Here is a 21,972-nt window from a genome sequence, read left to right as displayed (position 1 = left end):
AAAATTTCAGCATCTCACAAAAAATAATTAAATAGTTAGAATAGAGATCGATATAGTAAGAAATTACAACTATTAAATAAAAAAAGAAATTAATAAAGTTGTATTTTAAGTTAATTTATATATTTTTGTTTTTATCAACAACCAATTACATTTATACAATGAAGAGAAAAATTACTTTATTACTATGCGTACTTTTCTTCTTGACAACCGGTGCAATTTCTGCACAGGCAAAAAACGCCCCAAGAAGTATTATTAGCACAACAGCCTTAATCCGTAAATACCATGATCAGAAAGAATTAAGCGGTATGCAAAAGGGAGAACTTCTGGAACTATACATCGAGCGTATTAAAGTTTTAGTAAAAACCCTACCTTACATCGCTTTGGTTACTAAGCCAGGTGTTACTATGGCCGATTTAGGTATTCCAGACGATGGAGTTCATAAAAAAATATTAGAAAACCAGGCACTTGGTACTACAACTTTCCTGGATACTACAGTAGAGTTTCAAAGAAAAATGATGCCATACTCAGACAAAGGAAATCTTGTTGCGGCAATCTTATTTTACGAAAACACATTAAAATCTTTACACGAGTTCAATGAATTGAACGAAATGTAATTTATAATTTTAGAGCAAAAAAAAGTTTATACTGAAAAGTATAAACTTTTTTTTTGCCTAAAAACCAGTTTCTTTATTTATGCTGGTTCATTTCTTTGCAACTAATTATCCCTGGCAATACAAATACTTAATTAAGTTTCAGGATCATTAGTTTCTATTTTACTTCTTTCGATAAAGACGCTTTTCTCTTTCTTAAAATTATTGTTATGCTTCTTTTAAGCATAGTTCGTTAGTGTCTGTAGTTTTATTTCATTTTAGATTGGATTTTTCATCATCTAAAAACTTTTTTTAACACTTTTTCAGGTAGTAAGAACCTCTGGTAATAATCATTAGAAAAGTTACTTTTTCAATTTTGATGCTATCTGTTTTAGAAAAATTCCTACACGCAATAAAAAAGACTAAACCGTTTAACTGTTTTGTTTTTAGTGCTTTAAAAATGATACTCAATTTAATTAACATTTTTTTTTCAAAAAATTCGGTTAAAATTTTGGAACTAATATTTTTAATTTACCTTTGTTCTATCGATTTAGTAGAATTTATAGTAAAATAAGGCTTTAACAGTAATTTACGTAGTTTTCTTAGAAATATCAGAGTTTAATTTCTGCACTAAAATCTTATAAGTCTCACACAAATAATAGTAATCAAAAAAAAAATAAAAATGAAAAGACGAATGCATAGCTGAAAAAAAAAGACCATTTCTGTTGCAGCAGAAATGGTGAAGCTTAAAGAAATTGTACATCTCTATAAGGAAGCAGGAGTGGAGTAAATCTGTCCTTGACTTTCTTATTTATTAAACTAAAACAAAGTAATGAAAAAAAAATTAAATAGATATGCATATTTATGCATTTTGTTGATTTCCATAGGGGTTAAAGCACAAGAGACCAAGCCGTTAATTCAATCTAAACTTGAAGGAATCGTAGTTGATGCTGTTACAAAAGAACCAGTGATAGGCGCTTCGATAAACATTAAAGGTACTACACACGGAGCTGTAACAGATTTTGATGGAAAATTTTATTTCCAAACAGGACAAAAACTTCCTTACACACTAATCGTAAGTTATTTAGGATACAAAAAAACCGAAGTAGTAGTTACTGCCAATCCGGTTACTGTTAGTATCGAGCAGGAACAAAATGCGTTGTCTGAAGTAGTGGTAACTGCATTAGGTATTACAAAAGAAAAGAAATCTTTAGGATATACCACTCAGGCACTTAAAGGCAAGGAATTATCAGATACAAAAGAAACGAATTTTTTAAATAGTCTTAGCGGTAAATTAGCCGGTGTACGTATCACGAATTCTCAGGGAGATATGGGATCGTCACGTATTATTATTCGTGGAGAAACTTCAATTTCAGGAAATAACCAACCGTTATTTGTGGTTGATGGTATTCCGGTAGATAACTCGCAGTTGAACTCTGCTGGGGGAGCTGCGGCTTCTCGTGATTTTAGAAATGCAGTTTCTGATTTGAATCCTAACGATATTGAAACATTAACAGTACTAAAAGGACCAAATGCTGCAGCTCTTTACGGATCACGTGCTGCGCATGGTGTGGTACTTATTACAACAAAATCAGGCAGAAGTCAGCAAGGACTTGGTATCACTGTTAGTTCTGGTATAACCATTTCTCAGGTGGCTACTTTACCAAGTTTTCAAAACTCATTTGGACAGGGATCAAACGGAAAGTTTAGCTATGTAGATGGTAAAGGTGGCGGAGTGAACGATGGAGTTGATGAAAGTTGGGGGCCTAAACTAGACGGACGTCTTATTCCTCAGTTTTATTCTAAAGGTGTAGCGGTTCCTTTTGTGGCGCATCCGGATAACGTGAAAAACTTCTTTAATACAGGACTTACTTACGATAATAGTATCTCTATTGCAAAATCAGATGATAAATCAGATTTTCGTTTGGGAGTAAATAATCAAAAACAATTAGGAACAGTGCCTAATAGTGAAATAAACAAAACTAACTTTACGGTTAACACTAATTACCAATTATCTAAAAACATAAAAGTAGGGGTAACGGCGAATTATATCGTGACAACTGCGCCAACTTTGCCGGGTGGACCAACAGGTAACCGTGCAGCGGGTGTAATGCTTCAGTTTCTTTGGTTCGGACGTCAGGTAGATACTGATGAATTGCGTAATAACAGAGATGTTAACTGGAATAACAGTTACTATAGTAATCCTTATTGGAATGCATATTACAATACTACAAGCCAACAACGTAACCGTTTTATAGGAGATATCCATTTAGAAGCAAAAATTATCGACGGGCTTACTTTTAGATTCCGTACTGCCGTTGATTATTATAATGATCGCAGAAAATACCAGATTAAATATGGTACAAACGGAACTCCTTTTGGTTCGTATGCTGAAGATGCTTACACTGTAGATGAAAGAAATACAGAAGGTATTTTTCAATATGTTAAAAAAATAAACGATGATTTTAGTATAGATGCTCTTGCCGGATTCAATGAACGTAATCATAGCGATGCAAACAATTATCAAAAAGCACCTCGTCTTGCCGTACCTGATTTATACACATTGACTAATTCGCGCGATCCTTTAACGTCATCGAATGTATTCTCAGAATTAAAAGTATACAGTGTCTATGCATCGGCACAATTAGGATATAAAAATTATGCGTTTTTGAACGTAACAGGACGTAATGACTGGTCATCAACATTACCAAGCAGTAACCGTTCTTATTTTTATCCTTCTGTTAGTGGAAGTTTAGTAGTATCTGATGCCTTGAATTTGAAAAGCAATACACTTGATTTCTTAAAATTACGTGGAGGCTGGTCTGAAGTAGGTAACGATGCAGATCCATATCAATTGAATACAGTTTATAATTTTCAGGCTGCATTTGACGGAAATCCAATTCAGACTTCTTCTAAAAAGAAACTTAACGAGAACCTGAAACCGGAAACAACCCGTTCTACTGAATTAGGTTTAGAATCTTCTTTCTGGAAAAACAGATTGCATTTTGATTTTGCTTATTATAACACGAACAGTTTCGACCAGATTCTGGAAATAAAAACAACTACAGCGAGTGGTTATGATTCACAATTAATCAACGCAGGTAAAATAAACAACCGTGGTATCGAAATTCAATTGGATGGAACACCTGTTCAAACAGAGGATTTCAAATGGAATGTGGGTGTGAATTATGCAAAGAATACAAGCAAAGTACAGGTTCTTGACTATGACAGACTGATTAAAAACTATACCATTGCAAGTTCAGGTGGTGTTGATGTGCTGGCTTCTGTAGGACAAGCTTATGGGGCGCTTTATGGAACAGCTTATCTACGTGATGCAAACGGAAATATAGTTGTAGGTGCGAACGGATTACCAAAAGCTGATCCGCAAAAGAAAGTATTAGGACATTATACTCCGGACTATTTAGGTGGTATCACAAACACGTTATCGTACAAGAATTTTGAATTTTCGTTCCTTGTTGATGCGAATGTAGGTGGAGAAATTTTTTCAGGAACGAACAGAACAGGTACTTATACAGGTGTATTAGCTCAAACGCTTCCGGGTCGTGATGCAGCAAATGGGGGATTAAATTACTATGAAGTAACTACAGGTGCAGGAAAAGTAAAAACCTTATTACCAGCTGGTGCAACTGCTCCTGCAGGCGCAATAGTATATGATGATGGTATGATCTTTAAAGGAGTATACGATGACGGAACTCCTAATACTCAGGTTTTAAGTGCGCAGGAATATTACAAAGCATCATATAACATTAGTGAAGCTTATATCTACAGTTCGACTTTTGTAAAATTAAGAGAAGTAAAACTTAGTTACAATTTTGATAGAAAATTTATCAAGAAACTTGGTTTCCAGGCTGCAAGTATCACTGCTACTGGTCGTAACTTGTTTTTTATCTACAAAGATGCACCAAATATCGATCCTGAAACGGCTTTTAATACCGGAAACGGACAAGGATTGGAGAGTTTATCTTTGCCAACTACCAGAAGTTTTAGCCTTAATGTTAATCTTAAATTTTAAAAAAACGAAATCATGCTAAAAAAACTATCATATATAACGCTATTTGCATTGACATTGGTCTCTTGTAGCGACACTCTGGATGATGTCAATAAAAATCCAAATGCAACCGAAACTCCATTAGCTCCTTACCTGTTAACAGGATCATTAAAACAGGGCGCTGACCTATATTGGGGTGCCGATAATAACTTTAACTCGTCTTTGTTATTTGTTCAGCATTGGGCTAAAATTCAATATACTGAACCGGACAGATACGATGTGTCTAATACATCTTTCACCACATTGTGGAATACAGGTTATGCGACCTTAATTACAGATTTGAACACGATAATTAATTTTCCGGCAGATCAGGCCAATTCAAATTATAAAGGAATTGCGCTTACATTGCGTTCATGGACATTTTTATTGCTGACAGATGCTTACGGAAGCATTCCTTATAAAGAAGCAGGACAAAAAATAACACCATCATATGATCCTCAGTGGGATGTATATGCAGGATTACTTGAAGATCTGAAAAAAGCTCAGTCTTTGTTAGGTACATCCAATGGTGCAGTAACGGGGGATTTAGTTTATAAAGGAGACATCACAAAATGGAAAAAGTTTGTAAACTCACTTCGCTTGCGTATAGCGTTGAGAATTTCTGACCAGGAATCTGCTTTAGCAAAACAAGCTGCTATCGATGCTACAACAGATGTTGCTGGAGTACTTAGCAGTAATAGCGATACTTTCAAGTTTACCTACATCAGTTCACCACAGCAAAATCCGGCTTCGGCTTGGTTTGAAACGAGAGATGATTTCCGTATTTCAAAAACTATGGTTGACAAGTTATATGAGTTAGCAGATCCGCGTTTACCTGTTTTTGCGCAGTTGCCATCAGATCAAACTGTAGGTAAATATGTAGGAGGTGGCAATGGTTTGTCAAACAGTGATGCTAATGATCAGGGTTTTGCTAAAACATCAAAACCAGGTACTTACTTCCTGACGTCGACATCTCCGGCTGTCATCGCTTCTTATTCTGAAACATTGTTTAATCTTTCTGAAGCAGTAGCTCGTGGTTATATTGCAGGAGATGCAGAACAATTGTATAAAAATGCAATCACGGCATCTTTAAATCAGTTTGGTATTACAGATGCAACGGTTATTGCTAATTACCTTAATCAGCCAATTGTAAAGTACGATGCAACAAACTATGCAAAATCGATTGGTACGCAAAAGTGGATTGCATTCTACGGTCAGGGACTTGATGCTTTTGCAGAATGGAGAAGACTGGATTATCCGGTATTGAAAGCGGGTCCGGCTACAGTTTTAGACGGAAAAATCCCTTCGCGTTTTTTCTATCCTGGTACAGAGCAATCATTAAACGGTGATAATTATAACGCTGCAGTAGCGGGTCAGGGAAAAGATTTGCTTACCAGCAAACTATGGTTTGATAAAAAATAAGTTATTATATCCTTATAAAAATAGAAACCTCCAAAGTAATTTTAACTTTGGAGGTTTTTTTATAAAAAGCAGTTCGTAATTCCTTACGCTTTCAAAAATTCTAAAATATCTTTATTAATAGTATCTGCTTCTGTTGTTGGCATACCATGAGGGAATCCAGGATACGAAATCAGTTTTCCGTTTTTCAACAATTTTGCAGCCTTAGGTGCTTGATTGTAAGGTACTATTTGGTCATCTTCTCCATGCAAAACAAGAACCGGAATTTCTAAACTCTTAAGATCTTCGGTAAAATCTGATTCAGAGAAAGCTTTTATACCTTCATAATGCGCCAATACAGAACCCATCATTCCCTGACGCCACCAGTTGTGTTTTATTCCTTCCTGAACAGTTTTTCCTTCGCGGTTCCATCCGTAAAACGGAATGGGGAAGTCATAAAAATATTGCGCTCTGTTAAATCCGGTACCTTCTCTTATTTCATCAAAAACAGACAATGGAACACCATCAGGATTTGTTTCATTTTTTATCATTATTGGCGTTACGGCACTAATGATAATTGCTTTGGCAACGCGGGCTTTTCCGTATTTTGCTGCGTAACGTATTACTTCTCCGCCACCTGTAGAGTGGCCAATATGAATTGCATCTTTTAAATCCAGAGCGGCAGTCAATTCAGCTACATCTGCAGCATAAGTTTCCATATTATTTCCTTCTGAACTCTGACCGGAACGACCATGTCCGCGTCTGTCATGCGCAATAACGCGATATCCCTGTTTCAGGAAAAACATCATTTGTGCATCCCAATCATCAGCAGATAAAGGCCATCCGTGATGAAAAACTATTGGTTGTCCTGTTCCCCAATCCTTGTAATAAATTTCTGTTCCGTCTTTAACTGTAATTGTACTCATCTTATTTTGGTTTTAGATTAATATATTTTAATTCAATCTAAGTTTTTGCTCTTTTTATTTTGACTTAGATTTCTTGTACAAATTTATATAGGATGTAAAGACCTATCCGTTAATCTAGATTAAGTAATGACGTTCTCAAAATTAAATTACATCTAAAGAAGTAAATAGTGATTGATTTTTTTGTCTTTCAAATTTAATTATATTTTTGTAATTATCTGTAAATTATGTGATTACAAATTTATTTAAATGTGAAATATTTTTTAAGAGCTTTGTTACAGGAATTAATTCAAAAAAAAGCACATAGAAACATAGATTTTTTATCTGAAAGACAAAAAGAAATACATTTTTTAGATAGCAAGTTATGTTCATTAAAAAAAAGTGAAACGCCTTTTTTGAAGTTCTAAAAGCTATGTTTCTATGTGTTAAAAATAATTATACCGTATGAGTTATAATATTATTTTTCTAAAATTTCTTTTCTAAAAATAACGCCCCAGTTTAGGATTTCGTCTAATAATTTCCTCATTGTCAAACCTAAAGGCGTAAGCGAATATTCTACTGTTACCGGCATACTGTCATAAAGCGTACGCGTAATAATTTTATTTGTTTCTAAAGCTTTTAGTTCCTGCGACAGCATTTTTGGGGAAATATCAGCAATATCTCTTTGTATTTCTCCAAAGCGTTTGTTGCCATGAGTTAATGAAATAATAATTGGCAAACGCCATTTTCCCTGAATTACTTCTAAAGCATCCCTTGCAACCAGTAATCGATATTGGCAAACATCATCTTTTTGACTCATAATTATTAGATTTTAAAAACATGTACTTACGCGAAGGTAACTACTTACTCAAGGGTAACTACTATATTTTGTATAGCAAATCTACATAATTTTGTCCTGATAATAAATAGTAAAAAAAAAAATTAGGACAAACAAAACCACTTGGGTAATAGACCCATTGCACTCCGAAGTTTTCTTTAAAATTAAACACTTAGTTATTTCTACTGTAACAGGTTCATTCAGAAAATTTGAAGGAAATATAATTACTGATGGTACAGATTTTAGCAATGCAAAAGTAGCAATCGCCATCGACGTAAAAAGCATCGATACCAATCAGCCGCAACGTGATGAACATTTACAAAACGGAGACTTTTTTGATGCGGATACTTACCCGAAAATTACTTTTGAGTCTACTTCGTTTGTAAACACCGGAGGTAATGATTATAAAATGACTGGAAATCTAACCTTGAAAGGTGTAACTAAATCAATTGAATTAAAGGTAGAATACGGCGGAACTGAAAAAGATGGGCAAGGCAATATAAAACACGGCTTTGAAGTAATCGGGATAGTGAATCGAAAAGAATTTGGAATGACATGGAACAAAATGACAGATTCCGGAGGCCTTGGATTAGGTGAAGATGTTAAATTGATCGGAAACATTCAGGTCAGTCAGTTAGCTGAATAAACTGCAACTTTTAGAATTTATTGAATTACACAAGCAAAAAGAATAAAGACCTTTTTACTTGTGTTTTTTGTTTAGATTATATACTTAAGACAAAGCAAAAAAACTTTGCGACCCTGCGTCTTTGCGAGATTATTTTACTCCAATAAAATATCGTCAGATGGTAAAATTATCCCCAACAATTTAAAATCTAAAATCTAAAATCAGCAATCTAAAATTAAAAACTAATCCTCTATCTTTGAAAAAGTAAAACAAACTATGGAAAAGCTGAGAAAACATATTGAAGAAATAATACCTGTTACTGACGAGGAATTTGAGTCTATCAAACCCTTTTTTACGATAAGAAGAGTATTAAAAAATCAATATCTTATTCAGCAAGGCGATGATGCAAAATATGAATACATCATTATGAGCGGAATTTTCAGGGTTTTTTATCTGGATGAAGACGGCAAAGAACACATCGTGCAATTTGCTACAGAAAACTGGTGGATGTCTGATTACATCGCCTACTTCAATCAAAAACAAGCCAATATGTATGTGGTTTGTATGGAACCCGGAGAAGTTTTGTGCCTGACACTTGAGGGCAGGGAACAACTCTCGGTTACATTGCACAAAATGGAACACTTTTTTAGAATAAAGCTTACCAAAGGTTTTATTGCGCTTCAGCAAAGAGTGATTTCATTACTATCTAATAATCCGCAGCAGCGATACAAAGAATTTGCAGAGCTTTATCCTAATCTCATGCAAAAAATCCCCAAAAAATATATTGCAGAATATCTCGGGGTAAGCCGCGAAACCCTCAGCAGGCTTTACTCCGGCAATAAATAATATACCTGTTTAACTTAAAGTGTGATTCTCGTCACACTTTTTTTGTGACTTTGCTCCTCGTATTGAGGAGTAGAGCCGGCATAAATTTGCCCTATAAATAATTCATAACAACCTAAAAAATTATAGCCATGAAAAAATTGATGATCCTAACAGCAGCACTTGCCTTTTTTTCTTCTTATGCACAAAATCAAAAAGAGAACAAAGCAGTAAAACAAAACACAACTTCTAAAAATGAAACAAAAATGAGCAAGAAAATTTTAATTATTGTATCCAATGCCAATGCCATTGGACCAAACAACAGAAGAACAGGAACATTTCTTCCTGAAGTAGCGCATCCTTATGCAGAATTCGAAAAAGCAAATTACCAGATTGATTTTGCGAGCTTAACCGGAGATACGCCTTATTTAGATGCTCTTAGTTTAGCAAATGATCCTGCAAATCTGGCATTTCTAACAGGAAAAGGATGGGAAACAATGCAAAAAGCCGTTAAACTATCGACTGTAGATGTCACTAACTACGATGCCGTTTTTGTACCAGGCGGATTAGCACCAATGGTCGATATGCCGGAAAATGAGTTGCTGAAAAAAGTAATTAAAGAAACCTACGAACGAAATGCAGTTGTGGGGGCAGTGTGTCATGGTCCGGTTTCTTTATTGAATGTAAAACTAAGTAACGGAACTTATCTGGTAAAAGGTAAAAACATTACCTCTTTTACAGATGAAGAAGAAAGAGGTTACGCCATTGCAGATGTGCCTTTTTTATTAGAAACTGCACTAACCAAACAGGGAGCAAAATTTCACGCTGCCGCAAATTGGTCTGCGCACAGTATTGCAGATGGTAATTTGGTTACAGGACAAAATCCGGCTTCTGCAAAAGGAGTGGCAGAAAAGATGATTGTTATTTTAGAATCTAAAAAGTAATTATAATCTAATAACCATAATCTTGTCATTTCGAGGAACGAGAAATCACACAAGAAATGCCGTCCATAATCTTGCCAATCTTTGTCGAGTTACTAACGGAGATTGCTTAGCCAGTTGGCTGTTGCTCGTGTCCTCGTTGCTCGGGATGACAAGATGAGGGCTACTATTTCTGGAATTAAAAAAACATATTAATTAAAAAAAATATAAAAATGGAAAATCAAAATCCAGTTCATGTTTTTGCAACGTGGAAAGTTAAAGAAGGTCAGATTGAAAACGTTTTAAATTTACTAAAAACAGTACATGACGAAAGCGTTCAGGAAAAAGGAAATCTGTTTTATACCGTTCATCAAAGTAATTCAGATTTAAATACGATACTGTTATTTGAGGGATATACCAGCGAAGCTGCTGTAACAACGCATCGAAATTCATCCTATTTTCAGGAGATTGTTTTGGGACAAATTGTGCCTTTATTAGAAAGTAGGGAGATTATGTTGGCTACGCCTTTGGATTATTTAAAAAAGTAAGGATTTTAAATAGCAACAAAACTTATGCAAAAAAAAGTAACAGCTTAAGCTGTTACTTTTTCTATTAATTCGTCAACGCAACATATTGATAAAGCCTTTTTGGGTTTTCGGCCTCATTGATTAAGTAGTCAGCAACATCGGCTCTTGAAATCTTGCCCACTTTAATTCCTTTCTTAAGTCCGCTTATGGCTTTATAAGCCAAATTTGCATCATGATTAGTAAGCATTCCGGGCCTTATGATTTCCCATTTTAGAGCACTGTTTGTAATTATTTCTTCCATTTTTGTTTTGTTGATATATTGGTCTTTCAGGAATAAAGAAATCACGGTTTTCATAAAAAAGCTTAAGTATCTTTTACTTTCCCCGGCTCCAAAACCTGTTATTACTAAAACGGGTGAAGAGAAATTTAAATCTTGGGTGACCTGTAGCAAAGTACTTGCAATATCAGAAAATAGGGTAGTTGCTTTTTTATTTTTTGTTCCAACAGTAATAAGTACAGCATCAGAAACTTTTATGGCATTTTTTAAATCTACGGGTGATGTAGCGCTGCCGTTTATTTTGATGAGATTGGGATGATTCGGGATCTGATTCGTGTTTGTTGACAAAGCTGTTACGGTATGTCCTTTTTTGAGTGCTTGCGTTACAGATTGCAGTCCAATTCCGGCTCCGGCTCCTATGATTGCTATGTTCATTTTAGTTTGTTTATTTAATTTGTAGATATTTTTCAGCAGTTTTTTTCGGTGCCACCAATAAACTTTCGCTTCCCCATTTCCATGCATTTCCGGCTGTTGTGAAGATTTCAGCACCAGCTTCTTTCGCAATAAGTAATCCGGCAATCCAATTATAAGTATCAAGATCTTCCTGAACAAATAAATCAATTCTTCCTGCGCCAACATAAGCTAATTGCAGTCCGTGTGGTCCATAATTTCTAACTATTCCGTAATTGCGGATAAGTTTTGTAATGGTAGCGCCAATTTTTTCGTTTAAATCATTATCTGATTTATCCTGATGACCATATTCAAAAACAGTAAGCATAATAGCCGGATCTGTTTTACGGCTAAGTTCCAGTAATTTGCCATTCATAAAAGCGCCTTCACCATCTTTTGCCCAAAACATTTCATTGGCTAAAGGATCAAAAATTACAGAAAAGAAAGGTTTTCCATCCCGAATAAGCGCCAGATTGATCGTCCATCCTGCAATATACTGAAGATACTGAATAGCGCCATCCATGGCGTCGCAAAGCCAGTATTCCTGATCTTCGGCTGGTTTTCTTTGCGAATTGGTATCAAACTCATCGCCAATATGCCAGTGTGTATTGGGGAATTCTGCAGATAGATCTTCTTTTAAAGAGGTTAGGCACAAGGTGTCGATATCTTCTAATTGTTTCAAAAGCGTATCCATAGTTTGCGGAATAGCATTTTGCTTATAGTCTTTTAAAAAGACGTTCCCCACTTTTCGTACTGCATCGAGTATGATGGGAATATTAATTTCGTTTTGCATATCAATTAATGTATTAATTACACTGCAAAACTAATGGTGGTATGAGGTTTTAATGTAGTTGGAATGAAGGGAAGGATAGTTCTAATCACGGAATTTTTTCCGAAACTCAAGAGGAGTGAGGCTGGTTACTTTTTTAAATAGTTTTCCAAAATAAACAGCTTCGTCGTAACCCACCTCATAAGCAATTTCCTTGACGCTATTATCTGTAAAATACAGCAATCTTTTGGCTTCCATAACAGAGGCTTCCTGAATATGTACAGACACCGGACTTCCGGTTAATGATTTTACAGTGTCATTTAAATGTGCTACCGAAATAGAAAGTGCCGATGCATATTGAGCGGGCTGTTTCCAGGTTTTGAAATGCTCTTTAGTTAAGTTTATAAAAGATTCCTTAATGATAATACTTCTGTTTTCCTTTGTTTTATCAATCGCTGCAGCAGCAACTATTTCGCCCGCTATTAGACTTAAAAGTGCATGTAATAAGGAATGAATACTTTTTTGGCTATAAGAATTTGTGTTTTCTAATTGTACTTTTTCAATTAAATCCATCAGAATATGAAGCTGTTCCCCAAATTTAGATTCTGCCTGAAGCAAAAAAGGATTACTAATTTTATTTTCTAAAAGCTGTAATACCTCTTTACTCACCAGCGCAGGATCAAAACTAATCATCCATCCTTTCGGATTTTCTACTGCTATAATATGATGTACCTGTTCAGGAAAGATACAAATCAAGGCAGGCGCAGTAAATTCAATATTTTTGAAATCAATATTCAATCGAAATGTTCCGTTTACAGCAAACATCAACTGGCAATGATTGTCCCTGTGTGGCTTCGAGATATCGTGTTTTTCAACATCCTGATCTTCCATATTAACAATAATAATTCCTGCCTTTGCAAGAGGCGAAAGTTCAAATTGTTTGATAATATGGTTTTTGTTTTTCAAGATGATAAGATACTTTAAAAATGTAATTGAAGGTTTGTCTACAAAAATAGACACTAAATTTTACATATCCGGGAATATAAAAAGTCAAATTTCATTACAAAAGCAGACTTTTTATTTTAATAGTTTTTTTACCATTTCAATCTGGTCTGTAGTAACATTGTTTTTATTATAAGCCAGATAGATCGTATTTTGAGTAGGGTTAACGCCTTTCCATATTTCTTTAATATGGTTTTGCTCAATATCATCCTGAACTAAATAATCGGCAGCAATTGTAATTCCCGAACCAAAACAAATTCCTTTTAGAATCGAATTATAATCAGGAATAACAAAACGTGGTTTTATGGTAGGACGCTTTTTAAAATTCTCCAGCCAAAATCGTCTAATGATAGCCAGATCACTACTATACGCATACCAATCCTGATCGCAAAGCCATTTTTCGGCCTTATCCAATTCATTATTTATTATAAAATGGTAAAATTCAGCAGTATCGAATTCTTTATTGCCAACAAGAAGCAAATTGACAGCAAGAATAGGTTCGTAAACAATGTCTTTCTCGTCATTGCGATTTGAAGTGATGACAAAATACAGCTTTCCTGAATTTAATTTTTGCATTAATTCTTTGGTAGGACAAAATTCAAAAACAAGATTTGCCGGCGCCTTACTGATTTTCGGGGCTAATACTGTATAGAAAAACTCTTTAGATGTGCCAATACAAGTCAGAGGTATATTCGAAGAACGTGTATATCTAAACTCCGCTTCGATATATTCTAATTTCTCAATAGCATCAATTACCTGAGTATAAAATAGTTTGCCATAATCTGTTGGCACCATTCGGCGTGGTTTACGTTCGAATAACTGTTTACCCACATGCGCTTCAAGAGCTGATAAATGCTGACTTACATTGGGCTGTGAAATAAGCAGTTCCTGTGCAGCACCCGTTAGCGTACCCACCTGATATATAGTCTTAAACGTTCTGTACCATTCCATGTCTACCATGCTGCAAAGTTATTTATTTTTTACCTTTTAGAGAGTATTATCTATAATCTGATTTATAGATAACTATAAATTATGCTATTTCCTTTATAAGTAATTCCGACACACCTTTGCATGCAGTTTTAGAAACTTCAATTCAAAATACCAGTATTGAAAATTTCTTTCCAATTCATTATTAATCCATTAAAAATTATTTATTGTCATGCAGCAACATTTAAAAGCATTGCTTAGTACTATATTCCGAACGTCCGTGGTCGGTTATTGCTTATTGGTTTTACAGGGATGTTCCTCCAAAGAAGAAAAAGAAAAAACAGTCACGCCTTTAGTCTCAACTGTTACAGTTGACACCACTTCGGTCACTACCGAATTAGAATTTTCAGGTATGCTCGAAGGAATCAGCAATATCGAAATAAGACCTCAGGCAGAAGGATATCTGGAAAAGATATTTGTAGACGAAGGCGCTTATGTACGAAAAGGACAGCCATTGTTTCTTATTAATGATACGCCTTACAGCGAACGATTGAATCAATCCTCGGCATCATTACAAACCGCGTTGGCGAACAGAGAAAAAGCCCGAATTGAAACCACAAGAATTCAAAAATTAGTAGAGGGAAAAGTAGTTTCGGATGTGCAGCTCAAAAATGCCCAGGCAGAATTGAATGCCGCCAATTCAGCCGTTCGACAAGCAGAAGCTGCAAAGAAGAGTGCCGCGATCAGTAAAGGTTTTACGCTTATAAAAGCACCTGTAAACGGTTATGTGGGCAAATTGCCTTATAGAGTAGGAAGTCTTGTGGGACATAACGAACCTGAACCTTTATCTGTGGTTTCAGATATCAATACCATGTATGCTTATTTCTCGATGAGCGAAGAAGCTTTTTTACAATTCAAACAACATTATGCCGGAAAGACAATAGAGCAGAAAATAAAAAATATTCCCTCTGTTCGTTTAATGCTTCCTGATAATACTTTTTATGATCAGGAAGGAAAGGTTGATCTTGTTCAGGGACAGTTTGAGAAGTCTACCGCTTCTATTATGTTCAGGGCTTCATTTCCTAATACCGGCGGTCTTTTGCGCTCAGGAAATACCGGAAAAATCATCATGTCACAATACAACAAAAACGTAATTCAAATTCCGCAATCAGCCACTTATGAATTGCAAAACAAAGTCATGGCGTATGTGGTCGAAAAAAACAATAAGCTAAAAAGTGTATCGGTAAAAGTTGCACAAAAAACAGCATTACATTATATCATTTCCGAAGGATTAAAACCCGGTGACCTGTTAGTATCAAAAGGACTTGAACGCTTGCATGAAGGCATACAGGTAAAAGTATCCAATAAATAATCTATCCTTTTTAAGTTATGTTAAAAAAAATAATCGACAGGCCGGTTACGGCTACTGTCATCTCATTGATATTGGTAATACTCGGTTTTTTAGCCCTGGAGAAATTACCAATGGAAACTTTTCCGGAAATTGCGCCGCCTTCTGTTGTGGTTACTGCGAGATACCCCGGAGCCAGTGCCGAAGCCGTTGCGCGTTCTGTAGCTACGCCATTAGAACAAGTAATTAATGGTGTAGAAAATATGATCTACATGACATCATCGTCTTCAAACGATGGTACATTAACAATTACGGTGTATTTTAAACTCGGAACCAATCCGGATCAGGCGGCGATTAACGTGCAGAACAGGGTTTCGCAGGCCACGAATCAATTACCTCAGGAAGTGGTAAAAACGGGAATTAGTACGTCTAAGCAAAATAACAGTATGATCATGATTATTGATCTTGAAAGTACCAATCCCAATTACGATTCGGCTTTTTTGAACAATTACGATTTGATCAATATTATACCCGGAATTCAACGTATTCAGGGTATTGGAAAAGCGCAGGTATTTGGAAGCAAGGATTATGCGATGCGTATTTGGCTGAATCCGGGAAAACTGGCCAGCTATCAAATGACGGCACAAGAAGTCATGAAAGCCATTGATCATCAGAATATCGAAGCCGCTCCGGGTAAATTTGGAGAAGGAAGCCCAACAGCTTTTGAATACACCATTAAATACAAAGGAAAACTGAACAAAGAACCCGATTATGAAGATATTGTGATCAGGGCAAATCCAGACGGTTCTGTGTTACGATTAAGAGATGTTGCCAAAATAGAATTAGGATCGTTAGATCATGTCTATGCATCGGCACAAACGCTGGATGGACATCCTGGAATTGGAGTTGCAATCTTCCAGACGCCGGGTTCTAATGCCAATGATATTCAGATCGAAATTCTGAAGTTTATGGAAGAAGCCAAAAAGAGTTTTCCAAAAGGAATCAGCTACAGAGCTACTTATAGTACAAAACGCTTTCTGGACGCTTCTATCAGTCAGGTAGAACATACTTTGGTCGAAGCTTTTATACTGGTATTTATTGTCGTTTTTATTTTTCTTCAAGATTTCCGTTCTACACTTATTCCGGCGATATCAGTGCCTGTGGCGATTATCGGGACGTTCTTTTTTATGGGTGTCTTTGGCATCACCATAAATTTACTGACACTTTTTGCCCTCGTTCTGGCTATTGGAGTCGTCGTAGATGATGCCATTGTCGTTGTCGAGGCGGTTCATCATAAATTAGAACACCATTCGACCGATGCTAAAAAAGCGACAATCAGCGCGATGGGAGAAATTACAGGAGCCATTTTATCTATTACTTTGGTTATGTCGGCGGTATTTTTACCTATTGGTCTTATCGAAGGTCCGGTTGGGGTGTTTTACAGACAGTTTGCTTTTACGCTGGCGATTGCTATTGTGATTTCGGCAGTAAATGCCTTAACCTTAAGTCCTGCTTTATGTGCCGTTTTGCTTAAAAACAAACATGCAGAATTGTATGAGGACAAACATAAAAAAGGTTTACAAAGATTCTATGAACTTTTTAATATTGGTTTTCATGCAGCAACAAAAAGGTATACGAATGCAGTTCTTTTTCTAATTAAAAGAAAGTGGCTGGCTTTGGGTGGTTTGGTTTTGGTTACTATTTTAACGGTAGTATTGGCACGCAACACGCCTCAGGCATTTATCCCTACAGAAGATCAGAGTTTTGTTATGACGGCTTTAAGTATGCCTCCGGGAACATCGTTGGAACGTACCAAAGCGGTAACTACCGAAGCAAGTAAAAAGTTAAGTAAGTTTGAAGGTGTATATTTTAATGCGATGGTGAACGGAAGCAATTTATTGGCCAACTCGGTTTCTCCATCGTACGCAGCTTCGTACACCATATTGAAACAGCCCGAAGAACGAGGAAAAGTAAAGGACATCAATAAAATTATGGATTCGATTAAAACCGTATTTGATGGTTTACCCGAAGGATCTTCGTTTACGTATTCGATGCCAACTGTTCCGGGATTTGGAAATGTAGATGCCCTGGATGTTGTGCTAAAAGACAATGCTGGAGGTTCAATTGATAAACTGGCTCAGGTAAACGATCAGTTTATAAAATCACTTAAGGAAAGAAAAGAAATTGCTGCGGCTTTTACATCGTTTAATGCCAAATTTCCTCAGTATATGCTGGATGTTGATGCAGTTAAGGCAAAACAATTGGGACTTGACGTAAGTACAATTCTAGAAACGATGCAGGCTTATTTTGGAAGTATTTATTCTTCTGATTTTAATCGCTTTGGAAAATATTATCGTGTGGTGGTTCAGGCCGAAGCGCCTTTTAGAATGGATGAAAATGCATTGAATGAAGTATATGCTAAAAACGATCAGGGCAAAATGGTACCGCTAAAATCTGTGGTGCAGCTAAAGCGTGTTTTTGGTCCCGAAGTCGTTACGCATTTAAACCAGTCGACTTCTATTAATTTGAATGTTCAGGCTAAAAAAGGCTATTCGACCGGAGACGCCATGAAAGCTATAAACGAAGTGGCAGAAACGCTTCCGTTAGGCTATTCTCATGAATATACCGGAATGGCGAGAGAAGAACAACAGGCAGGAAACCAAACGATATTTATCTTCGGAATCTGTATTTTGTTTGTGTATTTCTTATTATCAGCCCAATACGAAAGTTATCTTTTACCATTGGCGGTAATTTTGTCTTTGCCAACCGGAATTTTTGGAGTATTTGTATTCATCAATTTAATAGGCGTTACCAACAATATTTACGTTCAGATTGGTATGATTATGCTTATTGGTCTTTTGGCTAAGAATGCGATCCTTATTGTAGAGTTTGCGGTACAAATGCGTCATAAAGGTAAGTCTTTGGTAGAATCGGCTTTGCAGGCTTCGGCATTGCGATTACGCCCAATCTTAATGACTTCTTTCGCCTTTATTGCGGGATTATTGCCTTTGCTGTTTGCTGGTGGTGCCACAGAGCAGGGAAACCGTTCTATTGCATCAGGAACCATAGGAGGAATGTTCTTTGGTGTGGTACTGGGAATTTTTATAATACCGGTTTTATTTATCGTATTCCAATCTTTACACGAACGTTTTTTTGGTTTAAAAATTACACCTGTAGCAGACCAACATTTAATTCAATCCAACCATTAAAATGAAAAGAATACTAAATTATATACTGATTTTGGTTGTGTTTTCGGCCTGTCAGTTAGGGAAGGATTATGTACGTCCATCAATAGTAATGCCTGCAAAATATAGAGGAAATGATCTATTGCAACAAAGTAACGATAGTGTATTGTTACCCTGGAAAAGTTTTTTTACAGATCCTGTTTTGCAAAATATTATAGACGATGTTTTACAGCGTAATCATGATATGGCAATGGCACTTAAATCTATTCAGATTAATGAGGAATATCTAAAAGAATCAAAAGTAGCCTGGCTGCCATCGGTTTCCGCAGGAATTGGAACTTCGAGAAATTATTTTTCAGATAATAGTCTTAATGGTGGCAATGGTTTTAATTTAAGTAATACCATTGGAACAAAAAAAGTAGAAGATTATACGCTCAATGCTGGTGTAAGCTGGGAAATTGATATCTGGGGAAAAGTAAAAAAACAGAAAAAAGCAGTGTTAAACGAATGGCTGCAAAGTATTGAAGCCAGAAAAGCTTTGCAGACCAGATTGATTGCATCGGCAGCTTCGTCGTATTATACTTTATTGATGCTTGACGAACAATTGGCAATAGCCCGTAAAAATTTAGCGTTAAGCGATAATACGGTTAAACTAATCCGGATTCAGTTTGAAAATGGTGAAGCGACTGCGCTGGCCTTGCAGCAAGCCGAAGTTCAGTACAAATCGACAGAAGCAATTATTCCTGATTTAGAGCAGGAACGTTTCATTCAGGAAAATGCTTTGAATGTTTTAATGGGAAACCAGCCTGATCAAATTGTATTATCAGAAAGCAAAACCAATTTTAGAACTCCGGAGCAGTTAACTTCCGGAGTTCCCGCTTCGTTGATGTCGAATCGTCCGGATGTGCGTCAGAAAGAGTTTGAGTTGCGAGCTGCTTCCGCGCGAATAGGTGTCGCTCAGGCGGGTTTATATCCGGCTTTGAATATAACGGCGGTTGGTGGTCTTAATTCTTTTCAATCCTCAAATTGGCTAAACATTCCGGGTTCGTTATTTGGCACTTTAGCAGGCGGACTTACGGAACCTATATTCAATAAGCGAAAGTTAAGAACTGCTTTTAATGTGAGTAAAATAACATACGAACAAAAGGCGGAAGAATTTAGAAAAACAGTTTTACAAGCCACAAAAGAAGTTTCGGATGCGATGTTTAAAACCGAAAAACTAAAAGAGAAAATTACCATTGAAGCATCTAAAAATGAATTGCTGCAAACCGCTGTAACGAATGCAGATCTTTTGTTTACGAATGGTCAGGCCAATTATTTAGAAGTAATTCTGGTAGAGCAAAACCTGATAGAGAATGAATTAAAATTATCTGATTTAAAAAGACAACAGGCTTTAGCGTACATCGAGTTTTACAGAGCACTGGGAGGAGGACAATAAAAATTTTTCAAAACTCACACTAATGAGGTGTGAGTTTTGTTTGGCTATTTTTTAATAAAAGATTTTTGTTACATTCGCAGGTAAGTAAGTCACGTAGTGCTAAAAAGAAGTTGCTTTTATGGAAAATCATTATTTATTATTAAGAAAACATATCGAAGAAATAAGTCCGTTGACTGATGAGGAATGGAATATTGTCGCCGATTGTTTTACCTATAAGAAATTAAGAAAGCATCAGTTTTTAGTACAAAAAGATGAGCTTGTTCCTTCTGAATACTGGATCATAAGCGGATTCCTGAAAACGTACGCGATTGACAGCGAAGGAAAAGAACATATCCTGCAGTTTGCAATGGAACAATACTGGACAAGTGATTTTCATGCTTTTCAGAATCAGGTTCCCGCCACTATGTTTATTGATTGTATTGAAGATTCAGAGTTTTTTTGTCTTCGCTTAGAACACAGAGAACGTTTGTGCAATGAAATTCCAAAAATGACGAATTTCTTCAGAATCAAATCGCATTATGGTTATATCGCTTTGCAACAACGAATAATGTCTTTACTGACTCAAACCGCTGAAGAACGTTATAACAATCTTATTAAAAAATTCCCTTTATTGATTCAGCGAGTTCCTAAAAAGCTGCTGGCTTCGTATTTGGGGGTGACCCGTGAAACCCTCAGCCGTTTTAAAGGATAAAAAGATGTGATCTACATCACTTCAAAAGTGTGATGTTCATCCTTGCACACCTCTTGGTATCGTTAGAACTTTGTACTGTTAATTTTAAACAATACAATTATGAAAACGATCAAATATTTTATGCTGGCAGTAACCGCTTTTTTAGGCACTGCAAACTATGCACAAAATAAATTAGAAGTAGTATCAACTTTTCCGGATGCAAGACCAGGAAATGTTGCCGTATCTCCCGAAGGACGAGTTTTTATCACCATGTCGGCTTTAGGAGAATCAAAATTTATGGTAAAAGAAATTCTGCCTGACGGATCTGCCGTGCCTTTTCCGGACGAAGAATGGATTGTGAAACCAACTGGTAAATCAATGAAAGGTATTAATGCCACGATTGGAATTCATGTTTCAAACGATAATACTTTATGGGTATTGGATATGGGAGATGACAAGCCGGAATCTAAAAAAGCACCAAAACTGGTTGGATTTAATATCAAAACAAAGAAAATGGTAAAGCTTTTTGCTTTTCCGGAGGATGTTTTGCAATTCAATTCTTTTCTGCAGGATTTTATTATTGACGAAAAAAATCAAATCGCTGTTATTGCTGATATGACTTATGCAGGATTGTTACCGCCTATAAAACCGGCTTTTATTGTAGTGGATTTAAAAACAGGATATAGCCGCAGAGTGTTAGAGTCAGATGCTAGTTTTATGCCAATAAACGAACCGGTTGTCATCAACAATCGCCCTGTAAGTCATTTGTTCCCTAATGGAGGTGTTTTACAGCCAAGTTATCCATTAAACCCAATATCTATTGATCCGCAGAGAGAATGGATTTATTTCGGGGCGATGGGAGGAACAAAAATCTACCGTATTAAATCAGAATCATTGGCTAATGACAAACTGAGTAATATTGAGCTTTCGAAACAAATTGAGTTTTATGCCAATAAACCAAAGTCTGATGGGTTTAAAGTGGGCAATAACGGAAAAATATATGTAACCGATGTAGAGCAAAATGCAGTAGGTGTTGCTACTCCGCAGGGATATACAATTTTAGCACAGGATGACCGCTTGTTATCATGGCCGGATGGTGTTTCAATTTCTAAAGACGGCTATTTATATGTAGTTGCCAATCAGCTTCATAATTTAGCCTGGCTAAACAATAACATTGACACGAGTAAACCGCCTTATTATGTGGTTCGTATTAAAGTTGATTAAATTGGTTGTTGG

Annotated in this window: 18 protein-coding genes; 12 read left to right on the top strand and 6 right to left on the bottom strand. The window is 36.1% G+C overall.

Annotated features, from left to right (window positions below; genetic code table 11):
• The first annotated feature begins 158 nt into the window (after window positions 1-158).
• The 3 genes from GIY83_RS09560 to GIY83_RS09550 all read left to right on the top strand — a co-directional run bounded on the left by GIY83_RS09560 (window position 159) and on the right by GIY83_RS09550 (window position 6,060).
• Window positions 159-614, top strand: a complete 456-nt coding sequence (locus GIY83_RS09560; RefSeq protein ID WP_065449857.1) for a hypothetical protein — start codon at window positions 159-161, stop codon at window positions 612-614.
• 808 nt (window positions 615-1,422) lie between these two features.
• Window positions 1,423-4,623, top strand: coding sequence for a SusC/RagA family TonB-linked outer membrane protein (locus tag GIY83_RS09555; RefSeq protein ID WP_208686599.1), 3,201 nt, complete (start codon window positions 1,423-1,425; stop codon window positions 4,621-4,623).
• Between the two features lie 12 nt (window positions 4,624-4,635).
• Window positions 4,636-6,060, top strand: coding sequence for a SusD/RagB family nutrient-binding outer membrane lipoprotein (locus tag GIY83_RS09550; RefSeq protein ID WP_208686597.1), 1,425 nt, complete (start codon window positions 4,636-4,638; stop codon window positions 6,058-6,060).
• 83 nt (window positions 6,061-6,143) lie between these two features.
• On the opposite strand, the gene GIY83_RS09545 is transcribed toward GIY83_RS09550, so the two are convergent.
• Window positions 6,144-6,962, bottom strand: a complete 819-nt coding sequence (locus tag GIY83_RS09545) for an alpha/beta fold hydrolase (RefSeq protein WP_208686595.1) — start codon at window positions 6,960-6,962, stop codon at window positions 6,144-6,146.
• A gap of 454 nt (window positions 6,963-7,416) precedes the next feature.
• A complete protein-coding gene (locus GIY83_RS09540) occupies window positions 7,417-7,758 on the bottom strand; it encodes a helix-turn-helix domain-containing protein (RefSeq protein WP_194614830.1) in 342 nt (113 codons plus the stop codon).
• Between the two features lie 157 nt (window positions 7,759-7,915).
• On the opposite strand from GIY83_RS09540, the gene GIY83_RS09535 reads away from it, so the two are divergent.
• The 4 genes from GIY83_RS09535 to GIY83_RS09520 all read left to right on the top strand — a co-directional run bounded on the left by GIY83_RS09535 (window position 7,916) and on the right by GIY83_RS09520 (window position 10,691).
• On the top strand, window positions 7,916-8,422 hold the full coding sequence (locus GIY83_RS09535; RefSeq protein WP_229029270.1) for a YceI family protein: 507 nt from the start codon (window positions 7,916-7,918) through the stop codon (window positions 8,420-8,422).
• Between the two features lie 255 nt (window positions 8,423-8,677).
• Complete coding sequence (locus tag GIY83_RS09530; protein WP_194614828.1) at window positions 8,678-9,247, top strand: Crp/Fnr family transcriptional regulator; 570 nt, start codon at window positions 8,678-8,680, stop codon at window positions 9,245-9,247.
• A 128-nt stretch (window positions 9,248-9,375) separates the two neighbouring features.
• The gene (locus GIY83_RS09525; RefSeq protein WP_229029268.1) at window positions 9,376-10,167 is read left to right on the top strand and encodes a type 1 glutamine amidotransferase domain-containing protein; all 792 of its coding nucleotides are present in this window, start codon (window positions 9,376-9,378) and stop codon (window positions 10,165-10,167) included.
• Window positions 10,168-10,376: 209 nt separating this feature from the next.
• Window positions 10,377-10,691 (top strand): putative quinol monooxygenase, encoded by a 315-nt coding sequence (locus tag GIY83_RS09520; RefSeq protein ID WP_208686593.1) that lies wholly within the window; start codon window positions 10,377-10,379, stop codon window positions 10,689-10,691.
• A 64-nt stretch (window positions 10,692-10,755) separates the two neighbouring features.
• Here GIY83_RS09520 and GIY83_RS09515 read toward each other — a convergent pair whose 3' ends face one another.
• The 4 genes from GIY83_RS09515 to GIY83_RS09500 all read right to left on the bottom strand — a co-directional run bounded on the left by GIY83_RS09515 (window position 10,756) and on the right by GIY83_RS09500 (window position 14,128).
• Window positions 10,756-11,382 carry an NAD(P)-dependent oxidoreductase gene (locus tag GIY83_RS09515; protein WP_208686591.1) on the bottom strand — a complete coding sequence of 209 codons (627 nt, stop codon included), beginning with the start codon at window positions 11,380-11,382 and terminating at the stop codon, window positions 10,756-10,758.
• Between the two features lie 10 nt (window positions 11,383-11,392).
• A complete protein-coding gene (locus GIY83_RS09510; RefSeq protein ID WP_208686589.1) occupies window positions 11,393-12,190 on the bottom strand; it encodes an inositol monophosphatase family protein in 798 nt (265 codons plus the stop codon).
• Between the two features lie 81 nt (window positions 12,191-12,271).
• Window positions 12,272-13,132, bottom strand: coding sequence for an AraC family transcriptional regulator (locus tag GIY83_RS09505; protein ID WP_208686587.1), 861 nt, complete (start codon window positions 13,130-13,132; stop codon window positions 12,272-12,274).
• 111 nt (window positions 13,133-13,243) lie between these two features.
• On the bottom strand, window positions 13,244-14,128 hold the full coding sequence (locus tag GIY83_RS09500; protein ID WP_208686584.1) for a LysR family transcriptional regulator: 885 nt from the start codon (window positions 14,126-14,128) through the stop codon (window positions 13,244-13,246).
• A gap of 199 nt (window positions 14,129-14,327) precedes the next feature.
• Here GIY83_RS09500 and GIY83_RS09495 point away from each other — a divergent pair, with 199 nt between their 5' ends.
• The 5 genes from GIY83_RS09495 to GIY83_RS09475 all read left to right on the top strand — a co-directional run bounded on the left by GIY83_RS09495 (window position 14,328) and on the right by GIY83_RS09475 (window position 21,960).
• Window positions 14,328-15,467: an efflux RND transporter periplasmic adaptor subunit gene (locus GIY83_RS09495; RefSeq protein ID WP_208686582.1), complete on the top strand. Its 1,140-nt coding sequence runs from the start codon at window positions 14,328-14,330 to the stop codon at window positions 15,465-15,467.
• Window positions 15,468-15,484: 17 nt separating this feature from the next.
• Window positions 15,485-18,652, top strand: coding sequence for an efflux RND transporter permease subunit (locus GIY83_RS09490; RefSeq protein WP_208686580.1), 3,168 nt, complete (start codon window positions 15,485-15,487; stop codon window positions 18,650-18,652).
• 1 nt (window position 18,653) lies between these two features.
• The gene (locus tag GIY83_RS09485) at window positions 18,654-20,066 is read left to right on the top strand and encodes an efflux transporter outer membrane subunit (RefSeq protein ID WP_208686578.1); all 1,413 of its coding nucleotides are present in this window, start codon (window positions 18,654-18,656) and stop codon (window positions 20,064-20,066) included.
• A gap of 118 nt (window positions 20,067-20,184) precedes the next feature.
• Window positions 20,185-20,757 carry a Crp/Fnr family transcriptional regulator gene (locus GIY83_RS09480; RefSeq protein ID WP_194614819.1) on the top strand — a complete coding sequence of 191 codons (573 nt, stop codon included), beginning with the start codon at window positions 20,185-20,187 and terminating at the stop codon, window positions 20,755-20,757.
• A 99-nt stretch (window positions 20,758-20,856) separates the two neighbouring features.
• Window positions 20,857-21,960, top strand: coding sequence for an L-dopachrome tautomerase-related protein (locus tag GIY83_RS09475; RefSeq protein ID WP_194614818.1), 1,104 nt, complete (start codon window positions 20,857-20,859; stop codon window positions 21,958-21,960).
• The last annotated feature ends 12 nt before the right edge of the window (window positions 21,961-21,972 follow it).

The organism is Flavobacterium sp. SLB02 (assembly GCF_009664855.1).
Classification (GTDB): Bacteria; Bacteroidota; Bacteroidia; order Flavobacteriales; family Flavobacteriaceae; genus Flavobacterium.
This window is presented reverse-complemented; position numbering and strand designations above follow the sequence as displayed.